This is a genomic window from Dyadobacter sp. HNCC25DJ187, from assembly GCF_056895255.1.
Map to the genome: position 1 here is coordinate 1,644,737 of NZ_JBXHAT010000001.1, position 22,914 is coordinate 1,667,650.

The following is a 22,914-nucleotide window of genomic DNA, read 5'->3' on the forward strand; positions in this document are numbered from 1 at the left end:
TACCTTTGCATCGTCTTACAATTACTTCCTGCAAAGTAAATACGGATTTATACAGAAAGAGGGAGAGACAGGCTCATTGAACTCTTAGCAACTTTCCAGGGTGGAATAAGTGCTAACCTGCCTAAGTTTTAGGAACTATAAATTTACAAAATCATGCACAACATCTTTTGTTCAACTCGTCCTGTTCTATGTCGTTCTAACAGCCAAGGGAAATGCTGCCCGAATGACAAGTGGCGAAGCTAATTGCAAAGCGCCGTGAGCAACAACCCGGTCGGGATTAGCAGATCCTGATCGGATTTACCAAGCTCATTTACTCTATAAAATCAATAGAATTAATATATTAAACAAAAACAACATGAAAAAGATACTTATTCCAATACTCTCACTGACTGCTTTCGGGCTGGTATCATTCACCGGACCCACAGATAAAAACGTGAAAGAGTCTTCTTACGCAGTGGATGCAAAACAAAGTAAGCTGGTTTGGCATGCTAAAAAAGTAACCGGCGAACATTCAGGAACGGCACCGATCAGGCAGGGATCGCTCATCCTGAACGATGGTAAACTGAAAGGCGGCAACTTTGAAATCAACCTGAAAGACCTGACTGTTACGGACATTACTGATCCGGAATACAACGCAAAACTGGTTGGTCACTTGAAAAATGACGACTTCTTTGCTGTCGACAAACATCCGGTAGCCAAATTGCAGATCGTATCGGCTACGCCTTCCGGGACCAACAAATACGATGTAAAGGGAAAACTGACGATTAAAGGAGTAACCAACGACATCACGTTCCCGGCAGAGGTAATCAGCAACGGCAAAGAAATAACCGGCAAAGCTAAAATCGCCATTGACAGAACCAAATATGATATCAAGTACAACTCAAAAAGCGTATTCTCATCCATCGGTGATAAAGCAATAGATGACATTTTCAACCTGGATATATCACTCGTAGCGGCAGAAACAGGCGCTACGGCAAAGGTCAAAACCAAGTAAACTTTTCTGATTTGATGATGCGCTGGCTTGGTAGTTAAAACTACGCTTTTATAAAGATCTCAAAAATCGACCGGAACTGCAGGCTCCCCCGTCCTTTAAAGGTCAATGTAAAAGTGCCGTGCATCATCAAATCAGAACAACGTTTACAGCATCACGTTAATATCTCCCTGACCGCACTTTATTCAAACCAGATCCGAATTTCTGGTATACATTACAAGTCAGCAGCCTGACTCCCATTTACAGCTTTTAAAATCCCGAAGCTTTCCACTGGCTTCCAAAACTGTCATTGAATGAAAAACTACTTTTTACTTATTTTACTTTTCATCGCCACAGCATCGCTCGCCCAACAGCGCATCATCACAGGCCGGGTGACCGCCACTGAAAATGGAGAGCCGCTGCCCGGAGTCAACGTCACGATCAAAAATACCCGTCAGGGAACCATTTCCGACGCAGACGGAAAATTCACATTACCGGTAATCAAAGGCGAAATTCTGATTTTTTCTTTCATCGGATTTCTTCCCCGCGAAGTCCCGATCCAAGCTTCCAATGAATACAATGTGGCACTTCAGGCAAGTACGCACACATTGGGCGAAGTACAGGTTGTAGGCTCACGCAATGCGAACCGTACCAAACTCGATTCTCCTGTTCCTGTCGATGTAATCGATCTGAAACCATTGCTAGAATCAGCGCCGCAGGTCAGTATAACGCAGTTGCTGCAATACGTATCGCCCTCTTTTCACTCCGTAAATGGAAGTAACGCCGGGGATGCCGGATCGGCGCTCAACCTTTCTCAACTCAGAGGATTGGGGGTAGATCAGGTGCTGGTACTTGTAAATGGCAAGCGTCGTCACAAAAGCTCCAACATCAACTGGGGTGGATTGGGTAACGGTGCCACAGGTTATGACCTCAACTCCATACCTACTGCCGCCATTGAACGAGTTGAAATTCTGAGAGATGGAGCCGCTGCACAGTATGGTTCCGATGCTATTGCAGGTGTAATCAACATAGTCCTTAGTAAAAGCACCGAACAATTGACGATCAGCTCTACTGCCACTACCCGCCGGCGTGGTGATGGCACCAGCACCCGCACCAACGCCAATTATGGTTTTGCTTTGGGTAAAACAGGTGGCTATCTGAATGCCACAGCAGAATTTGCAACACAGGCTATTTCGTTATTGCCTGGAAGGGACGATGCCGGATTATACCTGGGACCAGTGTACGGAGGCGGTGCTAACACCCGTAATTACGATGCTATATACACCAAAGAAATTGACGAAGCAATTCTGGCAAGCAGAGGTATTGACCGCCACTTTTTCGACCGTCGTGCAAGTGGATCGAACAAAGCGAAGGATGCACTTTTATTTTTTAATGCAGCAATTCCTTTACGGCAAAATGCGGAAGTTTATGCTTTCGGGGGAATCAGCCACAGGAATTCACAATTCACTGCCGTATACCGTTTGCCGGGGTGGACTGAACGAAATAACTCCTTCCTGTATCCTGACGGCTTTCTGCCTGCGATGGAAAACATCATATCAGATAAATCGCTGGCAGTCGGTGTGAAAGGTAAAATCCGCGACTGGGATGTGGATATTTCGAATGTATATGGAAAGAATGATTTTGGCAATGTAATCACTAATTCATTGAATGCAAGTTTGGGTTTGAAAACACCAAGAACATTCGATGCCGGAAGCTATAATGCAAGCCAGAATACAGGAAGTATAGACATCAGCCGGTACTTCGATAAAGCACTAAAAGGAATAAATGTAGCCTTTGGTGCTCAATACCGGGTTGAGACCTATCAGATCATTGCAGGTGAGTCTGCTTCCTACTCCAAAGGAGATTTGAGAACCGTATGGGGACTGGATACAACGGCAGCAGGCATTATCTACAACACGAATGAAGGACAGATCGGATTGAACGGACTTTCTCCGGGCTCTCAGATCCACGCAGGTTTCCGTCCTGAAAATGCTGTGAACGTAAATCGCTCGATCTTGGCCGGATACGCAGATGTGGAAGCAAACATTACACAAAACTGGCTGGTTTCAGGTGCATTACGTCTGGAGAATTTTTCAGGATTAGGCAATGTAACGACCTATAAAATTGCTTCCAAATTCAATATCACCGATCAGCTAGGTATCCGCGGATCTCACAATACAGGCTTCAGAGCTCCGGATCTTGCACAGTATTATTATACCGAAACATCAACCAGTTTCCAGCAGGGACGCGCTATCGATCAGGTCACGGCATCTAACCAGAGTGCAGCAACCCGCGCACTCGGCTTCCCGACACTTACACCTGAAAAATCAAAAGGTTATACACTGGGGATCACCACGCAGCCCTTCAGAAATTTTGAACTGACTGCTGATGCTTATCTTGTAGATGTGAATAATCGTGTAGGGAACACCGGTAACTTTTCCGCAACGGATGTGAACCTGCCACTTGAAGTGCGTAATTTATTCGTGCAAACAGGAACCACTCAGGCAAAATTCTTCTACAACTCTTTCAGTACAAGAACAAAAGGATTGGAAATCACAGGTAGCTATAAGACACCATTCCGCAACGGAGCACTTACATTATTGTTGGGAGCCAATTTTGTAAGAAATGAAGTAACCAGCGTGAACACACCGGCAGGACTAGAAGCTTACCGCTATATCATTTTCAATGACGGTGAAAAAGCAAGGGTAACCTCACACATTCCGGGTCAGAAAATAAACGTTCAGGGAACCTATAAACTGGGAAAACTCACTTACATGGCACGCGCAATTTATTTTGGCTCGGTGACCAGTGCATCTTCACTAAACGCCAATTTTCCGCAGCCGGACTACTTCTACCAGAAACTGAAACCGATATGGGTCGTGGATGCCTCAGTGGCTTATTCGTTTACAAAATCGTTGCAAGGTGTAATTGGTGTAAACAATGCTTTCAATCAATTGGGCGATTATACCGATCCTTCTCTGAATCCACGTAACAATCCTTCAATCATAGGCTTGCAGAACGGTAGTGCAGGCATACAGCCTTTCGTAAGAATCACAGCCAAACTATAAAATCCATCATTCGTTAATTCTCAGCACAATGAAAATAAACACATTTAAATTATCGAAACGGATACAGTCTGCGCTGCTGGTAGTAGTTGGCGTGACCGCACTTACAAGCTGCGAAGACACCTCTTACCTGGACATAGACGCCGCAGACCGTCCTCCTCTTAGTGCTTACATCAGTTTTGTGAATGCCCGCCCTGTTAATTCAGCCATTAGTTTCTGGACATTTACAGACAAGATCACCCCTACACCCGTGGCGATTAATCAGGCTTCAGCGTACTACCCTACCGTATTCGGCAGTGTTCAGATCAATTTTACAGAAGGAAATAATACCAGTTATAAGGCTTCTTATCAGTTTGGCAACAGCGCTACGTTTTCAGCCACCGGCAGACCGAACGGTCCGATCGCCACTTTTTACCACACCGTAGTGGCTGCCCGCACCAGCAAAAACAACGCCGATTCACTGATCCTTTTTTATGATGATCTGAAAGCGCCGGATGCCGGCAAAGCCAAACTTCGATTTGTGAATCTCTCACCGGGTGCAGGAACACTGAACGTACTGAAAGATAAAACACCTCTCTTCACCAACGTAGCCTATGGAAGGGCAGCCAATTCATCCCTTAGCGGAGAAACGTTAAGTGCGTGGTCACTCGGACCTTTTCAAAATGTGGATCCGGGATCCTACCCATTTAATTTTACCAATGCAACCAACGGCAACACTACCGGCAGTACTTCTACCATCACGTTGGAAGCAGGTAAAATTTACACCGTTTTTACAAACGGATTGTTACAAGGTACACCGGAGTTCGGCGTCAAAGTGATCGAACATCCTGTGAAATAGATAATTGGTGATGGAAGTTGAATACTCCGTGATGGGTTTCCCATTGCGGAGTTTTTTGCTTTGGGAGGTATGCCAACGAATTTACAGTATTTTGCCACGGATCGCACACATGGACAATAATAAAGTATTCTTAGACAATAAAAAGCTCCGGCCAAACGACCGGAGCATATAAAGACAACAACAAAATGTGAATATCCGCAATACTTAACCTTCCATCAGCGCTACATTTTTGGATCGCATCAAACGTACTACTGAATTAAATTTAATCAGATCGGAAGCTTCAAAGCGCAGTATGCCAACCACATCTTTACCGATGCTACTGAAATGAAGATGACTGATACGAACGCCCTGGACCGATTCGACCAGAGATGTAATGTGATGGATGCTTTGGGATTTGGGATAAGTCAGTTTTAATTGATAAGTGTTTTCCATGACATTCAGTTATTTTGTTGAATATATTTAGTCTACTTAGTTTGTATAGTATACAAATATAGAGATGTCACCACTATGTCCCAATTATAAACATCAAAATATCTGAAACGTACCACTGCAAGTGTTTAAGAAAAAAACATGGGAATCAAAAATCACAAAATCAACACATTACACCTGTATCCGGGAAAAATTTGTATCAGCTAAACAGGTGATTCGTAGCAAATATCCAACTGCTTGTTTACATTTGTACATATACTCTATATTTTAAATATACTATTACTGTATTTCTTGTCATGAAACTTAATTACATGGCCATCGCAGTGCCCTTCTTTCTGACGTTTATTGCTATTGAATACCTTGTAGCTAAGCGACGGGGAAAGAAAGTTTTTCATTTCAACAGCTCAATAGCTAACATGAATATTGGTATTGCGGAAAGGTTGATTGACATGTTTGTGGCAGGAGCCTTCTATTTTTTCTATGATTACCTTCATCAGCATTATGCCATATTCAACATTAAATCAACATTACTGACCTGGATAGCCCTGATACTTGCCACAGACCTGATCTGGTATTGGTATCACCGCTTCGGGCACAAAGTCAATTTGTTTTGGGCATTTCATGTGGTTCACCATACAAGTGAAGAATTTAATTACACGGCCGGAACGCGGATCACTGTTTTCCAGGCCGTCGTCAGGACAGCATTCTGGGCGGTTCTTCCTGTTGTCGGTTTTCCGGCTCCTATGATCACCACCATGCTTATCGTACACGGTCTTTATCCTTTTTTTACACATACCCAGCTTATCGGAAAACTTGGGATCCTTGAGTACATTCTTGTTACACCTTCCCACCATCGGGTACATCATGCCAGCAATGAAGCCTATCTTGACAAAAACTTCGGTGATATGTTCATCATCTGGGACAAGCTTTTCGGCACTTTCGAAGAAGAGAGAGAAGAAGCCAGATACGGCCTTACCAAACAGTTGGATAGCTATAGTTTTCTATGGCAGCATTTTCATTACCTCGTAGAATTGTGGTATGCGTCCAAAGCAAAAACCGGCATTATCAACAAAGTCAAACTCTTTTTCGGTAGTCCTGCCGATTTCGATCCCGAAGTAAGGGCCATTGTGGAGAAGAAATTTTTATCCAAATATAAGGTCAGGGTGAGTACACAAAAATTCAGGACCTATGTGCTGTTGCAATTTTCAGCCATGCTGGTCATGCTCTTCTTTCTACTTCTGTTTGAGCATGAGACTGACTTTTTCCTGCAAGCCATGGCTGCACTGGTCATCGTGGTTACACTGATTAACTGCGGTGCTATATTGGAGCAACGCAGATGGGTCTTTTTTCTCGAACTGATCAGAGGTTTTCTGATCGTATTCACGACCTTTTATTACTTACCTCATCCGACCACATTTGTCTTGCTCAGCCTGTTTACAATAGGTTCTCTGGTTTACTTTTCAGCATTACAACGACAGTACCTCAATACGATTTATGGCAGATAACAGCTAACCAATCAGGCATTTATGAAACCAATTCTGCATCGTTATCCATTACTTGTAATTCTATTGATCGGAATGGCAATTTCTAAAAATATATGGGCTCAGGTCCCATCCTGTGCATCTTCATCAGAAATATTGCTGGATATGCAACGACTCAATGTTTTGGGTAACGTACTGTATTTTGGCGCGCACCCCGACGATGAGAACCCCACGTTTCTGGCCTATATGTCCAACGAAAAACATTATAACACGGCCTATTTTTCCCTCACGCGTGGCGATGGAGGGCAAAATGCGCTTGGTACAGAGATCAAGGAGAACCTGGGGATCCTACGCACGCAAGAATTGTTACAGGCAAGAAGAATTGACGGCGGAAAGCAGTTTTTTTCAAGAGCAATTGACTTTGGATTCTCTAAAAGTGCTGAAGAAGTATTCACAATCTGGGACCGTGAAAAACTACTTGCCGATGCCGTATGGGTCATTCGCAAGTTCCGGCCGGACGTGATCGTAACCCGTTTTCCGCCTGACGAGCGCGCAGGGCATGGCCACCACATTGCCTCGGCTTTACTGGCAGAAGAGGCGTTTGATGCGGCAGCAGATCCCGCACGTTTTCCGGAGCAACTTCCATATGTAAAACCATGGAAAACCACCCGCCTGGTCTGGAACGCGGGAATGTGGTGGAACCAGCGGCGTGATGACGTGGATGAACATGATGCAAAGGAATGCGTTAAACTGGATGTAGGTGTATTCAACCCGCTACTGGGAAAATCGTATGGTGAAATTGCTGCGGAAAGCAGAACGGTTCATAAATCGCAGGGATTTGGTACCGCAGGATTTCGCGGTCCGCTCACTGAATATTTCAAACATGTAAAAGGTCAGAAAGCAACCAATGACCTCCTGGATGGTGTCAATACCAACTGGGACAGGATCAGCAATACAGGCAAAATTCAGAAGCTGATTCAGGATGCAATCCGGGACTATAGGTATAACGATCCTTCTGCATCCGTTCCTGCCCTGCTTGCTGTCAGGAAGCAGATTCAGCAATTGCAGGATCCCTACTGGCAGACTGAAAAACTCAAAGATGTCGACAAACTTATTCAGGAAATACTGGGACTGTATATTTCTGTCAAATCAAATGATTTTGCATTTACTCCCGGCGACCGTATCCGTCTGACGGTGGAAGTTACCCACCGGTCCTCTGTCTCTGTGTCCCTGAAAAGCGTATTGCTACCTTTCGCAAATGCCGATTCGGTTGTCAACCTTCCCCTGAGCAGAAACCAAAAGGCGGAGTTTTCTGCTTCAACCTCTATTCCTGTCACGGCAAAGTATTCACAGCCCTATTGGCTGGAAACGGAAGGCAGCCTCGGTCTGTTTGATATCAACGACCAGCAGTTGATCGGACTTGCAGAAAACAGGCAGGTTGCAGAATCGCGTTTTACGTTCCGGATTAACAACGAGGATATACAATTTACTGTGCCGGCAGTTTACCAGAAAACGGACCCGTTACTGGGAGAAATGTACCAGCCACTTGCCATCACACCACCGGTATATGTTTCTGTTGACCAGAAAGTATACTTGTTTGATGGCGACAATAGTAAACAGGTGAAAGTAACCGTTAAATCCGGAGTAGCTCATTTAACAGGTGAGGTCCGCCTCAATATACCCCGGGGATGGAGAACTGAACCGGCATCACATCCGGTAAATCTGCTGGCAAAAGGCGCTGAACAATATTTTAGTTTTGCACTTTTCCCACCCGATCATGCCGATGAAGCTGAAATCCGTGGCGAGGTGATTATCGGTGATCAAACGTATGACAAAAGCCTCAACGTGATCAGTTATCCGCATATACCTACACAGATCAGCTTTCCACAGGCCAGATCTAAAGCGGTGAAAGTAGATATCCATAAAAACGGACAGTTGATTGGTTACATCAAGGGGGCTGGTGACATGGTTCCATCCAGTCTGCAGCAGATCGGCTATGAGGTTACGTTGCTTGACGACACAGACATCTCCACCGAAAACCTTCAACGTTTTGATGCAGTGATCGTAGGTGTACGCGCTTACAACATGCTGGAACGTGTCAAAGTCATCAATCCTATACTGTTGCAATACGTTGAAAAAGGAGGCAATCTTATTGTTCAGTATAATTCTGATCAGGGTTTGCTGATGAACGATTTCGGGCCTTATCCATTTACCGTCAGTAACAAGCGGGTTACGGTCGAAAATTCCGAAGTGCGTTTTCTGAATAAAAACAGCAAAGCACTCAACTATCCGAATAAAATCACCGAAAAAGATTTTGAAGGATGGGTGCAGGAACGCAGTCTGTATCAGCCTGAAAATTGGTCTGAGGAATACGAAACGGTTATATCCTGCAATGATCCGGGATGCGAGAAACTGGACAGCGGCATCTTGATTGCCAAATATGGCAAAGGCAATTATGTATATACTACCATGAGCTGGTTCCGGCAATTACCCGCCGGCGTGCCTGGAGCGTACCGTGTTTTTTCTAATTTGATATCACTCGACAGATAGTAACAATACCAGACACCGATTGAAATACTGGTTTATGTTCACCGGGGATTGACCCGGTACAGCACTATGAATCAGGTGTTCATAAAATTTAAAATTGATGTAATCAGGATGCTATTTATGCCCCGGAGGTGTTGAAATCTTCAAAGATCAGATGAAAATGTGTCCCTGAATCGACCTCTACATGCATAGCTACCCCGGACATTGCAGATAGTTGCTTGATAATCAACAATCCGACTTTATTACTTCCAAAGGCATGCTCTCCGATGTTTTCTGGCTTGCCCACACTGTCCTGTCGGGTGTAAACTGCATCTGAATTGATCCATTCCATAATGTGTGCAGGAAGCCCGGGGCCTGTATCAGATACGATAACATGCAACTTATTGAGCTGAACAGCCGCATGCACCCGGACTACTCCATTCTGAGTGAACTTGATCGCATTCCCAATTACGTTATTAAACAGGACCGCTGCAATAGCCCTATTGATACCCACTTCAATTTCAGGAGCAATTTCATTGATCAGGGACGACTTATTCTTTTGAGCAACGATTTGATACAGCTGAAATTTTCTGTTGACGACTTCATGTAAGCTGATCAGATTAAATTCCGCTTCACCTGTGTTTAAATGTAATTTGAGATAATCCAAACGGCTTGCAAGTAGTAGATCTATGCGTGCAGCAGTCTCGTAAATAGCATTACCAATGTCAGATACTATCGGAAGTTGATCTTCATGGATCTTTTTTTCAATTTCTTTGGATACAGACATGACCGCCCGAATCGGCACTTTTACATCGTGTGTAATGGATGTCGTGATCAGTGAAAGCACACGAAGTCTTTGCCCTAATTCATATTCCGATTCCTCCAAAGCATCCAGTGTTTGCCTGAGATCGTGTGTCCGGTCCTGTATGGCGCGTTCCAGATTTCTGTTTCTTTTCAGCAGATTACGAGCCTGGATTTTTAGAAGAATATAAATAATCAGTGCACCCAGACCTGCAGCCAGCAAATAGAACCAAATGGTCTCATACCAGGCCTTTTCTACAATAATTCTAACTCTACGGACTGTATAGTTGTCTTTACCAAAACCATTTATTTTTCTGATATAAAGGGAATAAGTTCCTGATCCCAGATTCGAAAGCAAAATCGTTTTTTGATGATGAAGATGGTTCCAGCTACTTACATCATTCCCTTCTTTTACCAATGTGTAAAACAAATGCAGATTCTCGCGATTTCCGAAATAAGGTGTACTCAGCTCAATTTTTATATCTTTCGGATTATGTTTTAAACGTATCTCCTGATTAATAATGGATACCTTCCGACTATCCGGGTCGGCAAGGTTTAAAAGTATCTCGCCTTCCGGGAATTCTGTTTTGATTGCCTCAGGTTGAAACCACACCATTCCACTCATAGATGGTAGCGTCACATATCCATTAGGCAGCCGAAGCGCACATGGCTGGCATCCCCCGTTAAACTCATTTATGTTGAATCCGGACTCACGCGTGTAGAGATAATAATAGGGCTCGGCAATCCCTTTACTGCTCACAAAGTCCGAAAGATCCTTTTTTGATGCCTGAAAAAGCCCTTTGTTTGTTGTAATCCAAAAAAAGCCGTTCCTGTCCTCAAATATGCAGTGCGCTGTATTAAGATAGCCATTTTTATCGACAGGAAGCCTGGTGAGCATACCATGCTGATAATGATACATACCATCTCCATAGGTGGTAAGCCAAAGTTTTCCGGATTCACGCATGTATATACTTCTGATGTAGCGGTTCTTCGTTTCTGGAACAAGCTCTGCTTTTTTCGAAGCGATATAGATTTTATAAAGACCGTCTGTAGTTCCCAACCATAGCACGTTTTTGTCCTGAACCATACACATTTGCCCCTTGGGCAACTTCAGAAACAGCTCAGGTTTTGGATTTGGTTTGGAAAGATCGATCATATGCAGACCCATATCTTTGGTAAGAACCCATATCGAATCCTTCTGATCAGCGTTAATTTGCTCAATTTCGCGGCCCAGGTTAAAGCTAAGATCAAGCTGTGTCCCTTCTGCATTGAACCGATGTACCTTATCTCCTGCCCCTACCCACCGGAATCCCCTTGCATCTGTGGCAATACTGTATCTATGCTGATTGGCTTCAGATATGCTGTTAAGTTTTGAAACAGAAAAAACACCTTTTTGGGAGCTCAGGGAAATCTTCTGTCCTATTGGTGTGAGTATTGTATTACTATCATAAATGGTCTGTCCGTAAAAAACATTTTCAAATTCGTCTTCACCTGACCTGATTACTTTGAACTTTTTCTTTTGAACTACATATAAACCTTTTGTCAGACTACCCATGAATAATCTTCCAGCCGACTCATCATAATATACATGTGAAATTTTATTTTTATTTAAATCAAATCCTTCCAGCACCAGTTTTGTGTTGATGATATTCTTATCAGATATATCGATCATATAGAATGAATTACCCAGCAAGATAAAAATTTGTTCACTGGTAGTATTCGAGAAAATACTTATCTTTTCGGGGTTGTTTTTCAGCAATACATTATTCGTGATATCGCCACTAAAAATAGATACTTCCTGAGTGTAATTTTTCTTTTTAGCATTGAAATAAAATCGAATAATCTTACCTGTTTCGTTGTGATGATAAAGCTGATCACCAATAAGGAAAAAGTTACCCAGAGCGGATGTATTGTAGGCTATCCCATTTACCTTTTTTGAGTTTTCGTAAAGTTCAACAATTCCCTGGCGACATATATAGAACTTCCCCTGCTCTCTCGCTGCGGCAAATATGTAACTGGTAGGATTGGCTACCTTACCAAGACGATCCGGAAGACCGTTTGAAATCAGTGTACGATAATTTGCGCCATAGCGCCCCTTGAGTGGCATTTTACTCATGATTTCACCCACTGAATCCACCTGTGCTACACCATTCTCCACTTTTACCCATGCAGACATACCCTGCCATGCATAAAACCGCTGTCTGGATTTTTCATGAGGCGGCTCAACTGAATAGAATCGATTGTGAGGAATTCCCAGATTAGACTTATCAAAGGTAACGAAATGATGACCATCAAATCGGACAAGACCATCTTCTGTGGCCAGCCATATAAAACCCAGACTATCTGCAGTGATACCCTTTACACTATTCTGAGGTAAGCCGTTTTCGTCGGTATACTGGACAATCGAATACTCCGGCAGACCCGTATGTACTTCTTGGGCAATACTACAATTGACTTGACAAAAAACGAAGAAAGCGAATAGAAGAATTTCTACAAAATGACGATAACATAAACCCAACACTCGATCTGTCAAAAACACCTATTACCTGAAATGATGAATATATTATACCAAATATAAAGGACGACACCCAAGAATTTGTGAGCTTTCGGAGCAAACACAAAACTAACCGTCCTTAGGCAGCAATACCTGCAATGTTACAGAAAATTCGAGAACATTTCATATTAAAACAGGATAATTGCTCATATACTTCAAATGGGTTAAAATCAGACTTTTATGAATTTTTTTGTGACTTAGTTATTGACCATGAATTCAGTTTATCCTTCCTCTACAGCCCGATTCCGGAACACTATCTCTTTCGCGGAACAAATACCTTGTTCATAAAATCGGTGATGGCAACGCATGTAGGCTGGAACCATGGATTAAAGAACATAAAAGTATGAGGAGCATCCGGAAAAGACTTGATGGTATTATAAATTCCATATTCATTCAGTTTACTGATAAAGTCTGTCCGCCCGGCGTGCATTCTGGCTACTGAACTGTTTATAAACAAGGTGGGAGGTGTGGTTTTACTTACGTGCTTAAGTGGAGCGGCTTCTTCCCAGAGCTCAGGACGGTCTGCTTTTGAATATCCAAACCAATAAGTAGCAGCCGAAGTCGATTTGCTGTCATCTCCCTCACCCGACTCCGGGTGTATGAATGCGAGCGTGCCATCAATGTCGATGATTGCATGCACATCACTGGTATGCGTCGAATTTTCAGGATCAGGACCGTCATATTTCTTATTACCATTGGTGGCACCCGTAAATGCAGCCAGTTCACCTCCGGCCGAAAAACCAAGGATCGCAATGCGTGCCGGATCAATGCCATACCTGTCTGCATTGGCTTTGGTCCAGCGAATTGCAGCTTTGATATCATACACCGCTGCGGGATACAAGGCCTCAGTGGATAAGCGGTAGTCGGCCGTGATGGCCACAAAACCCCTGTCGGCAAGTTGGCGCCCCAAGGTAGCGTTGTGCGTGCGATCACCGGAGCGCCAGCCGCCACCATGAATCATGATTATGGCAGGTGCTTTGGGTTGCTTACCTTTCCTTTTATATATGTCGAGCAAAAGCTTTCGATCCTGACTGACAGTACGAAACGGTATGTTGCCTACTACGGTTACTGCTGCCGGCATCGTAGAATCAACGATAGTGATAGACGGATGGTATTTCAATTCCTTCTGATACGATCCGGCAATTGAAAAGCTGGTATCGCGTATACCCGACGGTTTAATCTGTGCACCAGCAGTTATAGAACATGCGGCAAAAATAGCCACCCAAAAGCCCTTTCTTAACATCATAAATTGTGTTACAGTGTGAAGTAATTACTATAGTGTTTTCGGCTCCCAACCCGAAAATATGTTCTGTAAGGTATACTTTGCTCTTTCCGATTTGGTCAGTTGTTTTGACCAGCTCACGCGGGTAGCAGGACTTGCACCTGGTCCTTTGCTATTGTATTCAGCGTAGTAAGTTGTTTTTTCTTTCTCCGGAAACATTTTGTCTCCTTTCCACGGATCCCATCCTTCTTTCACAATGTGCGCACCCATTTCAGTATCAATGAATACAGTTTTGCAATATGGACGCCACGGTCTGCCTAGGTAAACTTTCGTTGCTTCCTCTGCGGCGGTCAATTTACAATTAAAAAACACATAACCGAACGGCTGTTCTTTTGTCGTCGATGCGGCCGTTATATATGAATTGGAAAGACTTCGGATTTCACAGTTATTGAAAACCACGGTCGCCTCTCCAAAAAGAAAATCAGTGGTGCCGGTAATCAAACAGTCCTTATAATAATTACGCCCATCTTTCGAAGTATACAACGTATCCTGGTTTCCCAGTATGTTACAATTGCTTACCACGATCCGGTCGGCTTCCGTCGCCAGTGCAACCGCCTGTCCCACTCTTCCGGCAGTATTCTCAATGGTCAGGTTTTGCAGCAGACAGTCATTCGCCTGTACCAGTACGGTATAGGAAGTGTATGTGCTGTATTTGGCATTTTGCGTAAAATCTTTACCCGGAAAATCCTTTCCTGAATAATCGTTTCCTGTGATAACTGTCGACTCTTTACTTTCGCCAATCAGCGCGATATTTTTCTTCCAGGCTGGAATGACCAGTTTTTCCTTATAAGTCCCTTTTTTGATGCTGATCACCGCCTTGATCTCCGAATGATCCCTGACCGCATTCACTGCTTCCTGTATGGTTTTATAATCGCCACTACCGTCCTGAGCGACTGTGAATTTTTGCTCAACCACCTGAACCTGAGCGAATGACGCATTACACAACAGGATAAAGGCCAATAGAAATCCTAACTTTTTAAGCATATACAGTTTGTTTATTTCAATGAGAAGTTCTGTTTTGCTGAGCGCTTTTACAATAACAGATGACGACACTATAGTCACAAAACCACAGATTCTACCTAAAAAATTTCAATAAATATCTGAACATATAACATAGCTCTCCTATACACAGGAGAATCATTGAAGACTTTGCTTTACATGCATTACACACCTCTTCCTCAGATAACGCTACAATAATTGAAACATAGCCTATGAAAAAGGTCCATATCGTTGCATTAACTGCTCTTCTTGTATTGATAGCCATTCCGATCATTTTCTATTACATGGGTAAATCGCCCGACAAGCGACCGCAGGAACCATTAAAACCTTATCCTTATACAGCAGAGGAAGTGAAATTTGAGAATACCATTCAGGATCTCACTTTCGCCGGAACACTTACTTTGCCGTCAGGAGCTGGCAGACATCCTGCTGTTATTCTGATCAGCGGCAGCGGCCCTCAAAACCGGGATGAAGAAATTTTAGGACACAAACCATTTCTTGTCCTGGCCGATCACCTTACAAGAAATGGCATAGCCGTTTTACGGTACGACGACAGAGGAACTGCAGCATCAACAGGAAATTTCAAAAATGCAACTACCGCTGATTTCTCTACCGATGCTGAAAGTGCACTTCACTACCTCAAAACCAGAAAAGATATTGACACATCACAAATCGGCCTGATTGGTCATAGTGAAGGCGGATTGGTTTCGACTATGCTTGCCGCACGCTCTGCTGATATTGCCTTTATGGTATTGTTGGGAAGTCCGGCAGTGAGTAATCTGCAAGAGCTTTTACTTAAACAGGATGAGCTCATCGCCCGTTCCTTCGGTATATCTGAAAAGGAAATTGAACAGATGATAAAGGTTAATAGAACCGCTTATTTATTGGTGGCCACTGCTACTGACTCTGATACGCTTAAGCAAAAGCTCACTGTACTAGCCAAAAACAATGCACTGAAAATTCCGGAACAGTTAATTCCAAAGGGCATGAGTAAAGAACAATTTATGTCGGCTCAAGTAGACAATCTATCATCAAATTGGTCTCAGTATTTAATGAGATATGATCCGGCAGGAGCGCTCTCAAAAGTAAAGTGTGCTGTATTGGCACTGAACGGAGAAAAAGATTTGCAGGTAACGCCGGATGATAACCTGGCTGCCATCCAATCCAATTTAACCAAATCGGGAAATGCCAATGTCATTACCAAAGAGCTTAAGAAGCTCAACCATTTATTTCAGGAATGTGAAACGGGTTCGCCAAAGGAATATGCTGAGATCGATCAGACCTTTTCTCCAACTGCCCTGTCAGAAATTTCGACCTGGTTAAAAGCACAGCTCAAGTAAGTTCCTGGCTGTTTCAGAAAAAAAGAAATGCAATTTAAATAGTAATGCAACCTAAAGCAGTTCGACTACAACAGCAACTATATAAAAAAGCTGGCGATTTTTTACGTTCGCCAGCTTCTTCCATGGTCTGTTACAACTAATACATATCCCGGATCTAAACGCCGATCTCTGTTTTAAATTCAGACGTGAAATGGAAATGGATTGCAGGATTATTTTCTCTGTTCATCCGGATCATCCATTCCGATTCTGCTAGGAATACGGGATTTCGGTCCTTATCAAACGCAATCTGGTTTCCTTTCAGACGAATAAACTGATCCATAGCAGGCTTCTCATCTGCGGTGAGCCAGCAAGCACGTGAAATGTTCATCGGCACCCAGCGGCATTTGGCACCGTATTCATGCTCCAAACGATACTGAATTACATCAAACTGCAGTTCTCCTACAGTTCCGACGATTTTTCTGTTTCCCAGATCCAAGCTGAATAGCTGCGCTACACCTTCATCGGTCAGCTGCTGAATACCTTTTTCCAATTGCTTGGATTTCATGGGATCCAGGTTGATCAACTCCTTGAATATCTCAGGTGAAAAACTCGGAATACCTGAAAACTGAAGCTTTTCGCCTTCTGTCAGTGTATCCCCTATTTTGAAATTACCTGTATCATATAAACCTACAACATCTCCGGGAAAACCTTCATCCATCACACTCTTGTCAGAAGCCATGAAAGTGAACGGGCTGGAAAAACGCACATCCTTACCTAAGCGAACGTGCTTGTAAAACTTACCTCTTTCAAACTTACCTGAACAGATACGAAGAAACGCAATACGGTCCCGGTGGCGCGGATCAAGGTTAGCATGTATCTTAAAAATAAAACCTGTAAACTTTGGCTCTGTAGGTTCTACCGGTCTCACATCCGTAGGACGCGGTTGGGGAATCGGAGAAATTTCACAGAAAGTATCCAGCAATTCTTTAATCCCGAAGTTATTGATCGCACTGCCAAAAAAGACAGGAGCCAATTCGCCGCTTTGATAGGCTTCTTCCGAAAACGGATCATAAACGCCTTCCACCAGCTCTACATCTTCCAGTAGCTGTAACGCATCCCGCTCTCCAACCAGATCTACCAGGTTATCATCATCCAGGCTCACCTTAGCAACATTGCTCTCAATCTTGGTCTTATTAATTTTGAAAAAATACAGCATCTGTTCATAAAGGCTGTATACGCCTTTGAACTGCACGCCCATATTGATAGGCCAGGTAAGCGGCCGCACCTTTATCTTCAGCTTGGTTTCCAGTTCATCCAGCAATTCGAATGCATTCCGACCTTCCCTATCCAGCTTATTTACAAACACGATCACAGGGGTATTCCGCATGCGGCATACTTCCATCAGCCGTTCCGTCTGTTCCTCTACTCCTTTCACACAGTCGATAACCAGAATGACACTATCCACAGCAGTGAGTGTACGATAGGTATCCTCTGCGAAGTCCTTGTGACCGGGTGTATCAAGGATATTGATCAGCAGATCTTTGTATTCGAAAGTCATTACTGACGTAGCAACCGAAATACCACGCTGCTTTTCGATTTCCATAAAATCGGAGGTGGCTGTTTTTTTGATCTTGTTGGACTTTACGGCCCCGGCAGTTTGGATCGCTCCTCCGAAGAGCAGCAATTTTTCTGTCAATGTTGTTTTCCCCGCATCAGGGTGACTGATGATCGCGAAAGTCCGGCGTTTTTTTATTTCCTGTAAATTACTCATCTATTGTTTATTAGGCCAATAAAACCAGTCAATGTAAGAATCATTCTGACTTGTTTCCTTTCGAATTACAGAACCCTTCAGATTTTCTGTGTGGCTCCCTTTTAAATTTTTGTGAACCCCCGTGTAACCTGTAAAAGGACTAAACCCGAAAATTTTGCACAAAGATAAGCATAAAGAAAAGCCGTCCCTATATGGAACGGCTTAAATTGCTTTATGGTCAGCTATTTAGTAGTCTGAACTTCCTCTCAGTAAAAAGAATGTTTGTAATCTTCAACAGAAGTCATGATTACTTCATGTGCTTCCTCTTTACCATATACATTGGTAATTTCGATATGTGCTTTCTCACCAGGAAGATTTTTGTAAGTCAGGAAGTAGTGCTTAAGGCGCTCTACAATACCTTCAGGAAGCTGGCTGATATCTGAAAATCCACCATATACTTCATCTCCTTTCAATACAGCGATAATCTTATCATCTGCCTCTCCACCATCAATCAGGCGGATACCGCCGATAGGTTTCGCCTGACACATAATATCACCGTGAGAAATGATTTTTTCGCATAACACAAGGATATCAAGCGGATCGCCGTCGCCTTCTGTTACTTCACGGCCGGAACGTTCACGAGCCAGGGCTGCGATCTTCTCGGCACAGTAAGTTTTGGGAATAAATCCGTAAAGAGCCGGTACAATATTGGAATACTTTTGCGGGCGATCGATCATCAGATAGCCCGTAGCTTTATCTATTTCGTATTTTACTGTATCTGTCGGAACAATTTCAATGAATGCTGTAACCAGTTCAGGTGCATTATCTCCCATTGGAATACCGTGCCAGGGATGGGCTTTGTGTACGTTAGCGATCATTATTTAAATGTATAAAAGGCTTAATTGGTAATACTTAATTTTTATATGAGTATCTAAACTTTATTCGTTTCTCCCACTTTGGCAGAAATCAGGTAATCTCCTGTTTTATGAATCGACTGCTTGACAAACAACTCCCCGATAAAACCGGCAAGGAATAACTGCGACCCGACTGTAATCGCCACCAATGCCAGGAAAAACATTGGATTTTCGGTTACGTTTCTGAAAGGCTCATGGGATATATAAATCTTGTAAATTTTTGTCAACATCAGCCAAAATGCTATGATGCTTCCAAAAAAGAACATGAGTGTCCCCAAACTGCCAAAAAAATGCATGGGCCTGCGGCCAAATTTATTAACAAATGCGATGGAAAGTAAATCAAGAAAGCCGAAAATAAACCTTTCGAGGCCAAATTTCGTATACCCGTACTTTCTTGCCTGATGTTGGACTACTTTTTCTCCTATCTTTCCAAAACCATTCCATTTTGCAATTACCGGAATATAACGGTGCATTTCGCCATATATCGTAATATTTTGTACAACTTCCTTGCGATATGCTTTCAGGCCACAGTTGAAATCGTGCAATGCTACACCTGAAATACCTCTTGTAGCAGCATTGAAAAGCTTAGTAGGCAGAGTCTTGGTAATCGGGTCAAAGCGTTTCTTCTTCCATCCTGACACCAGATCGTACCGCTCATCGGTGATCATTTTATATAATCCGGGTATTTCATCCGGGCTGTCCTGCAAATCGGCGTCCATGGTAATCACCACTTGTCCTTTCACCTCCTGGAAGCCCGTTTGCAAGGCCGCTGTCTTCCCGTAATTTCTAACAAAACGCATGCCACGTATAGCAGGATTTTTACGGGAAAGCTCAGATATTACAGCCCATGACTGATCTTTGCTTCCATCATCAATAAACAGGATCTCATAGGTGAAATGATTTGCCAGCATCACACGTTCAATCCACGCGCTTAGCTCCGGCAATGACTCTTCTTCGTTGAATAGCGGAATTACTACGGAAATCTGAATACCAGAGTCAATCATGAACAAATAAAACGGGGAAAATCTCCAACTTACTTTTAAAGCCCAAAGTTCGCATTTTTCTGCGTCAAAATATCAAATAAAATTCTTTCATTAAAGCTTTAAAGTTGGGGGTATAAGTGCTTCCGTCGTCATTATATATATGAAGCAAAGACACAACATGTTGTATATCAGAATTTTGACTTCTACAAAAAGTCATGATATGCCTGAATGGTTTTTTACTGCTATTATGCTGAAGAATAAGTAAATTTGATAAAAACCAGCCAGCGGCCAGGGCTTTTTGTTGAAATACGCCAGCTTCGTCTACCGGTAACAGAATATGGAACTTCCCATTTTCCGTCAAAAGCTTGTCGATAGCCATTAATAATTCGTCAAATGTGAGGGACGTAGCATGATGTGCCTTGTTTTTCTGCTGATCGGGAGACAACAGATCAGATTGAAAAAACGGAGGATTGGTGATGATACAATCATACCGCCGACCCGGTTGAAAAGACTGAATCTGCTGATTGAATAGATGAATTCTTTCAGAGAATATACTTTCCGATACATTTTCAGTCGCCTGTAGGAAAGCAGATTCATCCACTTCCACTGCATCGATATGTGCGGCGCTGTTGCGTTGGGCGGCCATCAAGGACAGTAACCCTGTACCTGCGCCTATATCCAGGATATTTCCGACGCCATCCAGCTCAGCCCAAGCACCAAGCACACAGGCATCGGTGCATACCTTCATCGCAGACCTGCCCTGATGCACAGTAAATTGCTTGAACCGGAAGTACGCATTTTTAGCCATATCCTATTTTCTACCGAAGTCCGCCGGATTCTCTCCCCAATACTCCGTTTCCCACTTCAAAATAGGATTGGTAAATTTATTTGCTGCCAGCCACCTTTCTGCTCGCTGCAACATCTCAAAAACCGGCTTATTCCGAGGTGTAAGTGCAAGCTTCGTATTCGCATGCTTCTTTTTAATCCAGCTGATCGCAGTACGGGAATCGCTGTAAATAGGCAAATTACTTTCCTTTTTTTGGAGATACGCCAGGCCATGTACAATTGCTAAAAACTCACCAATATTGTTCGTTGCATCTTTAAACGGTCCCTGCAGAAAAATCTTTGCCCCGGTTTGCAAATACACACCCTGGTATTCCATATCGCCAGTGGCTGTGTTCCAGGCGGCATCTACGGCAATAGCCTCCTTCAAAGGTTTGCCAATATTGGCGGGAGCAAGCTTGGTGGGCTTCGGCGTGTCTTTCTGTCCTGCACGTGCCACAAATTCCCAATAGTTGCGTTGAATTGCGTTTTCAGCTTCCTCGATAGAATCAAAAGACTTGTAACGCGCATCTTCAAAACCTTTAATCTGTGCCTCACACTCCTTCCAATCAGTGAAGACACCTGTTTGCCTTCCCTGCCATACTACATAAAATTTCGTCTTCTTTGCCATAACTTAATGTCCGCACTTCAATTCAGCAGACTATTATCATGCTTCTTCTTCCCAAACGCGGGATATATTTACAATTACTTCCACTGCCTTTTCCATATCCTGTACCGACACCCATTCCAAGCGAGAATGAAAAGCATGCTCTCCTGCAAAAATATTAGGACAAGGTAATCCCATGAAAGAAAGTCTGGATCCGTCAGTACCGCCACGTATGCTTCTGGCTGTAGCCTCCAGACCACTCATTTGCATTGCCTTAATCGCATTGGTAATCACCTGGGGATGCTGATCTAGAATCATTTTCATATTCCGATACTGTTTTTTAACTACAACCTGCGCCGCAGAGCCAGGGTAGTTCGTCAGAACTTCATTTACGATATTTTGCAGCAAATCTTCCTTTTCCTTTAAACCAGCATCGGTAAAATCTCTAATAATAAACTCTAACACCGCCTGCTCCTGTATACCTTCAAAATGAACCGGGTGAATGAAACCTTCTTTATCTTTTGTTGTTTCCGGAGACAACCGATCCTTAGGCAACGCAGACAATATATCGCCTGCAATTTTCAGTGCATTTTCAAGCTTACCGAACGCATAGCCAGGATGTGTGCTCACACCTGTGATGGTGATTTTTACCCCATCTGCAGAGAATGTTTCATCTTCGAGTGTTCCTACCGCTTCTCCATCCACAGTATATCCATAATGCGCTCCCAGTTTTGTCAGATCAACCATTTCAGTTCCACGTCCCACTTCTTCATCAGGCGTAAACAGAATTTTGATATCACCATGTCTTATTTCCGGATGTTGCATGACATAAGAAGCAGCCGTCATAATTTCAGCTACACCGGCTTTGTTATCTGCACCTAGCAAAGTAGTGCCACTGGCCGTGACAATATCATTCCCGATCTGATTTTCCAGGTCATGTAACTCTGTCCTTCTCAACACCTGGGTATGATCATCCGGCAATACGATGTCTGTTCCGTCCCAATTCTGATGCACGATCGGCACCACATTCGCACCAGTTACGTCCGGTGATGTATCCACGTGCGAGCAAAAGCATATCACCGGCACATTGGGTTTGTTGGAATTACCCGGAATCGTTGCATATACATAGCCGTGCTCGTCCAGATGTGCATCTGCCACGCCCATTTCCTGCAATTCAACAACGAGCAGATTACTTAGATCACGCTGCTTTGCTGTACTTGGAAAAGATTCGGAATGGGGATCAGACTGCGTATCAATCTGCACATATCGTAAAAATCGGTCTAGAACGGTCGACATAAGAGTCAGGGGTTAAGTATTTAAACGAATAGGTATAATACTAAATAAAAGAACAACACCAGTAATTTCGATGCCGGGTAGGTACATATAACATTGCATGCCTCCGGCATTTAGGATTCATTTCTAATTTCACGATCTACCGATATTTCAGCCCGGTGAGATATGAAAACACACGGGATCCAGAACAGACAATCCCGTCAGGAACATCATTTTAGTAGAAAACCATATCACCATGATTCCGATGTGCTGGAGGTAAGTAACATTGCATGCCTGCGGCA

General features: G+C 43.4%; 16 protein-coding genes and 1 riboswitch. Of the genes, 6 read left to right on the forward strand and 10 right to left on the reverse strand.

Going from position 1 to position 22,914, the window contains the following annotated elements; translation table 11 throughout:
- Positions 1-44: 44 nt before the first annotated feature.
- Positions 45-144: riboswitch (SAM riboswitch) on the forward strand.
- A 211-nt stretch (positions 145-355) separates the two neighbouring features.
- From AC1XUE_RS06820 to AC1XUE_RS06830, 3 genes are all read left to right on the forward strand, one after another.
- Positions 356-994, forward strand: coding sequence for a YceI family protein (locus tag AC1XUE_RS06820; RefSeq protein WP_483355189.1), 639 nt, complete (start codon positions 356-358; stop codon positions 992-994).
- Between the two features lie 290 nt (positions 995-1,284).
- Positions 1,285-4,038, forward strand: coding sequence for a TonB-dependent receptor (locus tag AC1XUE_RS06825; protein ID WP_483355190.1), 2,754 nt, complete (start codon positions 1,285-1,287; stop codon positions 4,036-4,038).
- Between the two features lie 28 nt (positions 4,039-4,066).
- The gene (locus AC1XUE_RS06830) at positions 4,067-4,873 is read left to right on the forward strand and encodes a DUF4397 domain-containing protein (protein WP_483355191.1); all 807 of its coding nucleotides are present in this window, start codon (positions 4,067-4,069) and stop codon (positions 4,871-4,873) included.
- A gap of 204 nt (positions 4,874-5,077) precedes the next feature.
- Here the strand turns inward: AC1XUE_RS06830 and AC1XUE_RS06835 are convergent, their stop codons facing one another.
- Positions 5,078-5,305, reverse strand: a complete 228-nt coding sequence (locus AC1XUE_RS06835; RefSeq protein ID WP_483355192.1) for a hypothetical protein — start codon at positions 5,303-5,305, stop codon at positions 5,078-5,080.
- 293 nt (positions 5,306-5,598) lie between these two features.
- Between AC1XUE_RS06835 and AC1XUE_RS06840 the strand changes: the two genes are divergently transcribed.
- Both AC1XUE_RS06840 and AC1XUE_RS06845 read left to right on the forward strand, forming a co-directional pair.
- Positions 5,599-6,807, forward strand: a complete 1,209-nt coding sequence (locus AC1XUE_RS06840; protein WP_483355193.1) for a sterol desaturase family protein — start codon at positions 5,599-5,601, stop codon at positions 6,805-6,807.
- Positions 6,808-6,828: 21 nt separating this feature from the next.
- A complete protein-coding gene (locus AC1XUE_RS06845) occupies positions 6,829-9,333 on the forward strand; it encodes a PIG-L family deacetylase (RefSeq protein ID WP_483355194.1) in 2,505 nt (834 codons plus the stop codon).
- Positions 9,334-9,448: 115 nt separating this feature from the next.
- Here AC1XUE_RS06845 and AC1XUE_RS06850 read toward each other — a convergent pair whose 3' ends face one another.
- The 3 genes from AC1XUE_RS06850 to AC1XUE_RS06860 all read right to left on the reverse strand — a co-directional run bounded on the left by AC1XUE_RS06850 (position 9,449) and on the right by AC1XUE_RS06860 (position 14,930).
- Positions 9,449-12,643: an ATP-binding protein gene (locus AC1XUE_RS06850; protein ID WP_483355195.1), complete on the reverse strand. Its 3,195-nt coding sequence runs from the start codon at positions 12,641-12,643 to the stop codon at positions 9,449-9,451.
- Between the two features lie 274 nt (positions 12,644-12,917).
- Positions 12,918-13,910: an alpha/beta hydrolase fold domain-containing protein gene (locus tag AC1XUE_RS06855; protein ID WP_483355196.1), complete on the reverse strand. Its 993-nt coding sequence runs from the start codon at positions 13,908-13,910 to the stop codon at positions 12,918-12,920.
- 27 nt (positions 13,911-13,937) lie between these two features.
- Positions 13,938-14,930: a pectinesterase family protein gene (locus AC1XUE_RS06860; protein ID WP_483355197.1), complete on the reverse strand. Its 993-nt coding sequence runs from the start codon at positions 14,928-14,930 to the stop codon at positions 13,938-13,940.
- Positions 14,931-15,157: 227 nt separating this feature from the next.
- Here AC1XUE_RS06860 and AC1XUE_RS06865 point away from each other — a divergent pair, with 227 nt between their 5' ends.
- Positions 15,158-16,285: an alpha/beta hydrolase family protein gene (locus AC1XUE_RS06865; RefSeq protein ID WP_483355198.1), complete on the forward strand. Its 1,128-nt coding sequence runs from the start codon at positions 15,158-15,160 to the stop codon at positions 16,283-16,285.
- Positions 16,286-16,439: 154 nt separating this feature from the next.
- On the opposite strand, the gene AC1XUE_RS06870 is transcribed toward AC1XUE_RS06865, so the two are convergent.
- The 6 genes from AC1XUE_RS06870 to pepT form a co-directional block, all read right to left on the reverse strand.
- Positions 16,440-18,035, reverse strand: coding sequence for a peptide chain release factor 3 (locus tag AC1XUE_RS06870; protein WP_483355199.1), 1,596 nt, complete (start codon positions 18,033-18,035; stop codon positions 16,440-16,442).
- A gap of 245 nt (positions 18,036-18,280) precedes the next feature.
- Positions 18,281-18,892 (reverse strand): inorganic pyrophosphatase, encoded by a 612-nt coding sequence (locus AC1XUE_RS06875; protein WP_483355200.1) that lies wholly within the window; start codon positions 18,890-18,892, stop codon positions 18,281-18,283.
- 53 nt (positions 18,893-18,945) lie between these two features.
- Positions 18,946-19,932, reverse strand: a complete 987-nt coding sequence (locus AC1XUE_RS06880) for a glycosyltransferase family 2 protein (protein WP_483355201.1) — start codon at positions 19,930-19,932, stop codon at positions 18,946-18,948.
- 64 nt (positions 19,933-19,996) lie between these two features.
- Positions 19,997-20,719 (reverse strand): tRNA1(Val) (adenine(37)-N6)-methyltransferase, encoded by a 723-nt coding sequence (locus tag AC1XUE_RS06885; RefSeq protein ID WP_483355202.1) that lies wholly within the window; start codon positions 20,717-20,719, stop codon positions 19,997-19,999.
- A 3-nt stretch (positions 20,720-20,722) separates the two neighbouring features.
- Positions 20,723-21,364 (reverse strand): ribonuclease H1 domain-containing protein, encoded by a 642-nt coding sequence (locus AC1XUE_RS06890; RefSeq protein ID WP_483355203.1) that lies wholly within the window; start codon positions 21,362-21,364, stop codon positions 20,723-20,725.
- 36 nt (positions 21,365-21,400) lie between these two features.
- Positions 21,401-22,636, reverse strand: a complete 1,236-nt coding sequence (gene pepT, locus AC1XUE_RS06895) for a peptidase T (RefSeq protein WP_483355204.1) — start codon at positions 22,634-22,636, stop codon at positions 21,401-21,403.
- Positions 22,637-22,914 lie beyond the last annotated feature (278 nt).

Coding starts and splice junctions, on each gene's coding strand:
- AC1XUE_RS06875 (WP_483355200.1), bottom strand. CDS start 18,892: ATGATCGCTAACGTACACAAAGCCCATCCCTGGCACGGTATTCCAATG.
- pepT (WP_483355204.1), bottom strand. CDS start 22,636: ATGTCGACCGTTCTAGACCGATTTTTACGATATGTGCAGATTGATACG.
- AC1XUE_RS06830 (WP_483355191.1), top strand. CDS start 4,067: ATGAAAATAAACACATTTAAATTATCGAAACGGATACAGTCTGCGCTG.
- AC1XUE_RS06860 (WP_483355197.1), bottom strand. CDS start 14,930: ATGCTTAAAAAGTTAGGATTTCTATTGGCCTTTATCCTGTTGTGTAAT.
- AC1XUE_RS06885 (WP_483355202.1), bottom strand. CDS start 20,719: ATGGCTAAAAATGCGTACTTCCGGTTCAAGCAATTTACTGTGCATCAG.
- AC1XUE_RS06890 (WP_483355203.1), bottom strand. CDS start 21,364: ATGGCAAAGAAGACGAAATTTTATGTAGTATGGCAGGGAAGGCAAACA.
- AC1XUE_RS06825 (WP_483355190.1), top strand. CDS start 1,285: ATGAAAAACTACTTTTTACTTATTTTACTTTTCATCGCCACAGCATCG.
- AC1XUE_RS06835 (WP_483355192.1), bottom strand. CDS start 5,305: ATGGAAAACACTTATCAATTAAAACTGACTTATCCCAAATCCCAAAGC.
- AC1XUE_RS06870 (WP_483355199.1), bottom strand. CDS start 18,035: ATGAGTAATTTACAGGAAATAAAAAAACGCCGGACTTTCGCGATCATC.
- AC1XUE_RS06840 (WP_483355193.1), top strand. CDS start 5,599: ATGAAACTTAATTACATGGCCATCGCAGTGCCCTTCTTTCTGACGTTT.
- AC1XUE_RS06845 (WP_483355194.1), top strand. CDS start 6,829: ATGAAACCAATTCTGCATCGTTATCCATTACTTGTAATTCTATTGATC.
- AC1XUE_RS06855 (WP_483355196.1), bottom strand. CDS start 13,910: ATGATGTTAAGAAAGGGCTTTTGGGTGGCTATTTTTGCCGCATGTTCT.
- AC1XUE_RS06820 (WP_483355189.1), top strand. CDS start 356: ATGAAAAAGATACTTATTCCAATACTCTCACTGACTGCTTTCGGGCTG.
- AC1XUE_RS06865 (WP_483355198.1), top strand. CDS start 15,158: ATGAAAAAGGTCCATATCGTTGCATTAACTGCTCTTCTTGTATTGATA.
- AC1XUE_RS06880 (WP_483355201.1), bottom strand. CDS start 19,932: ATGATTGACTCTGGTATTCAGATTTCCGTAGTAATTCCGCTATTCAAC.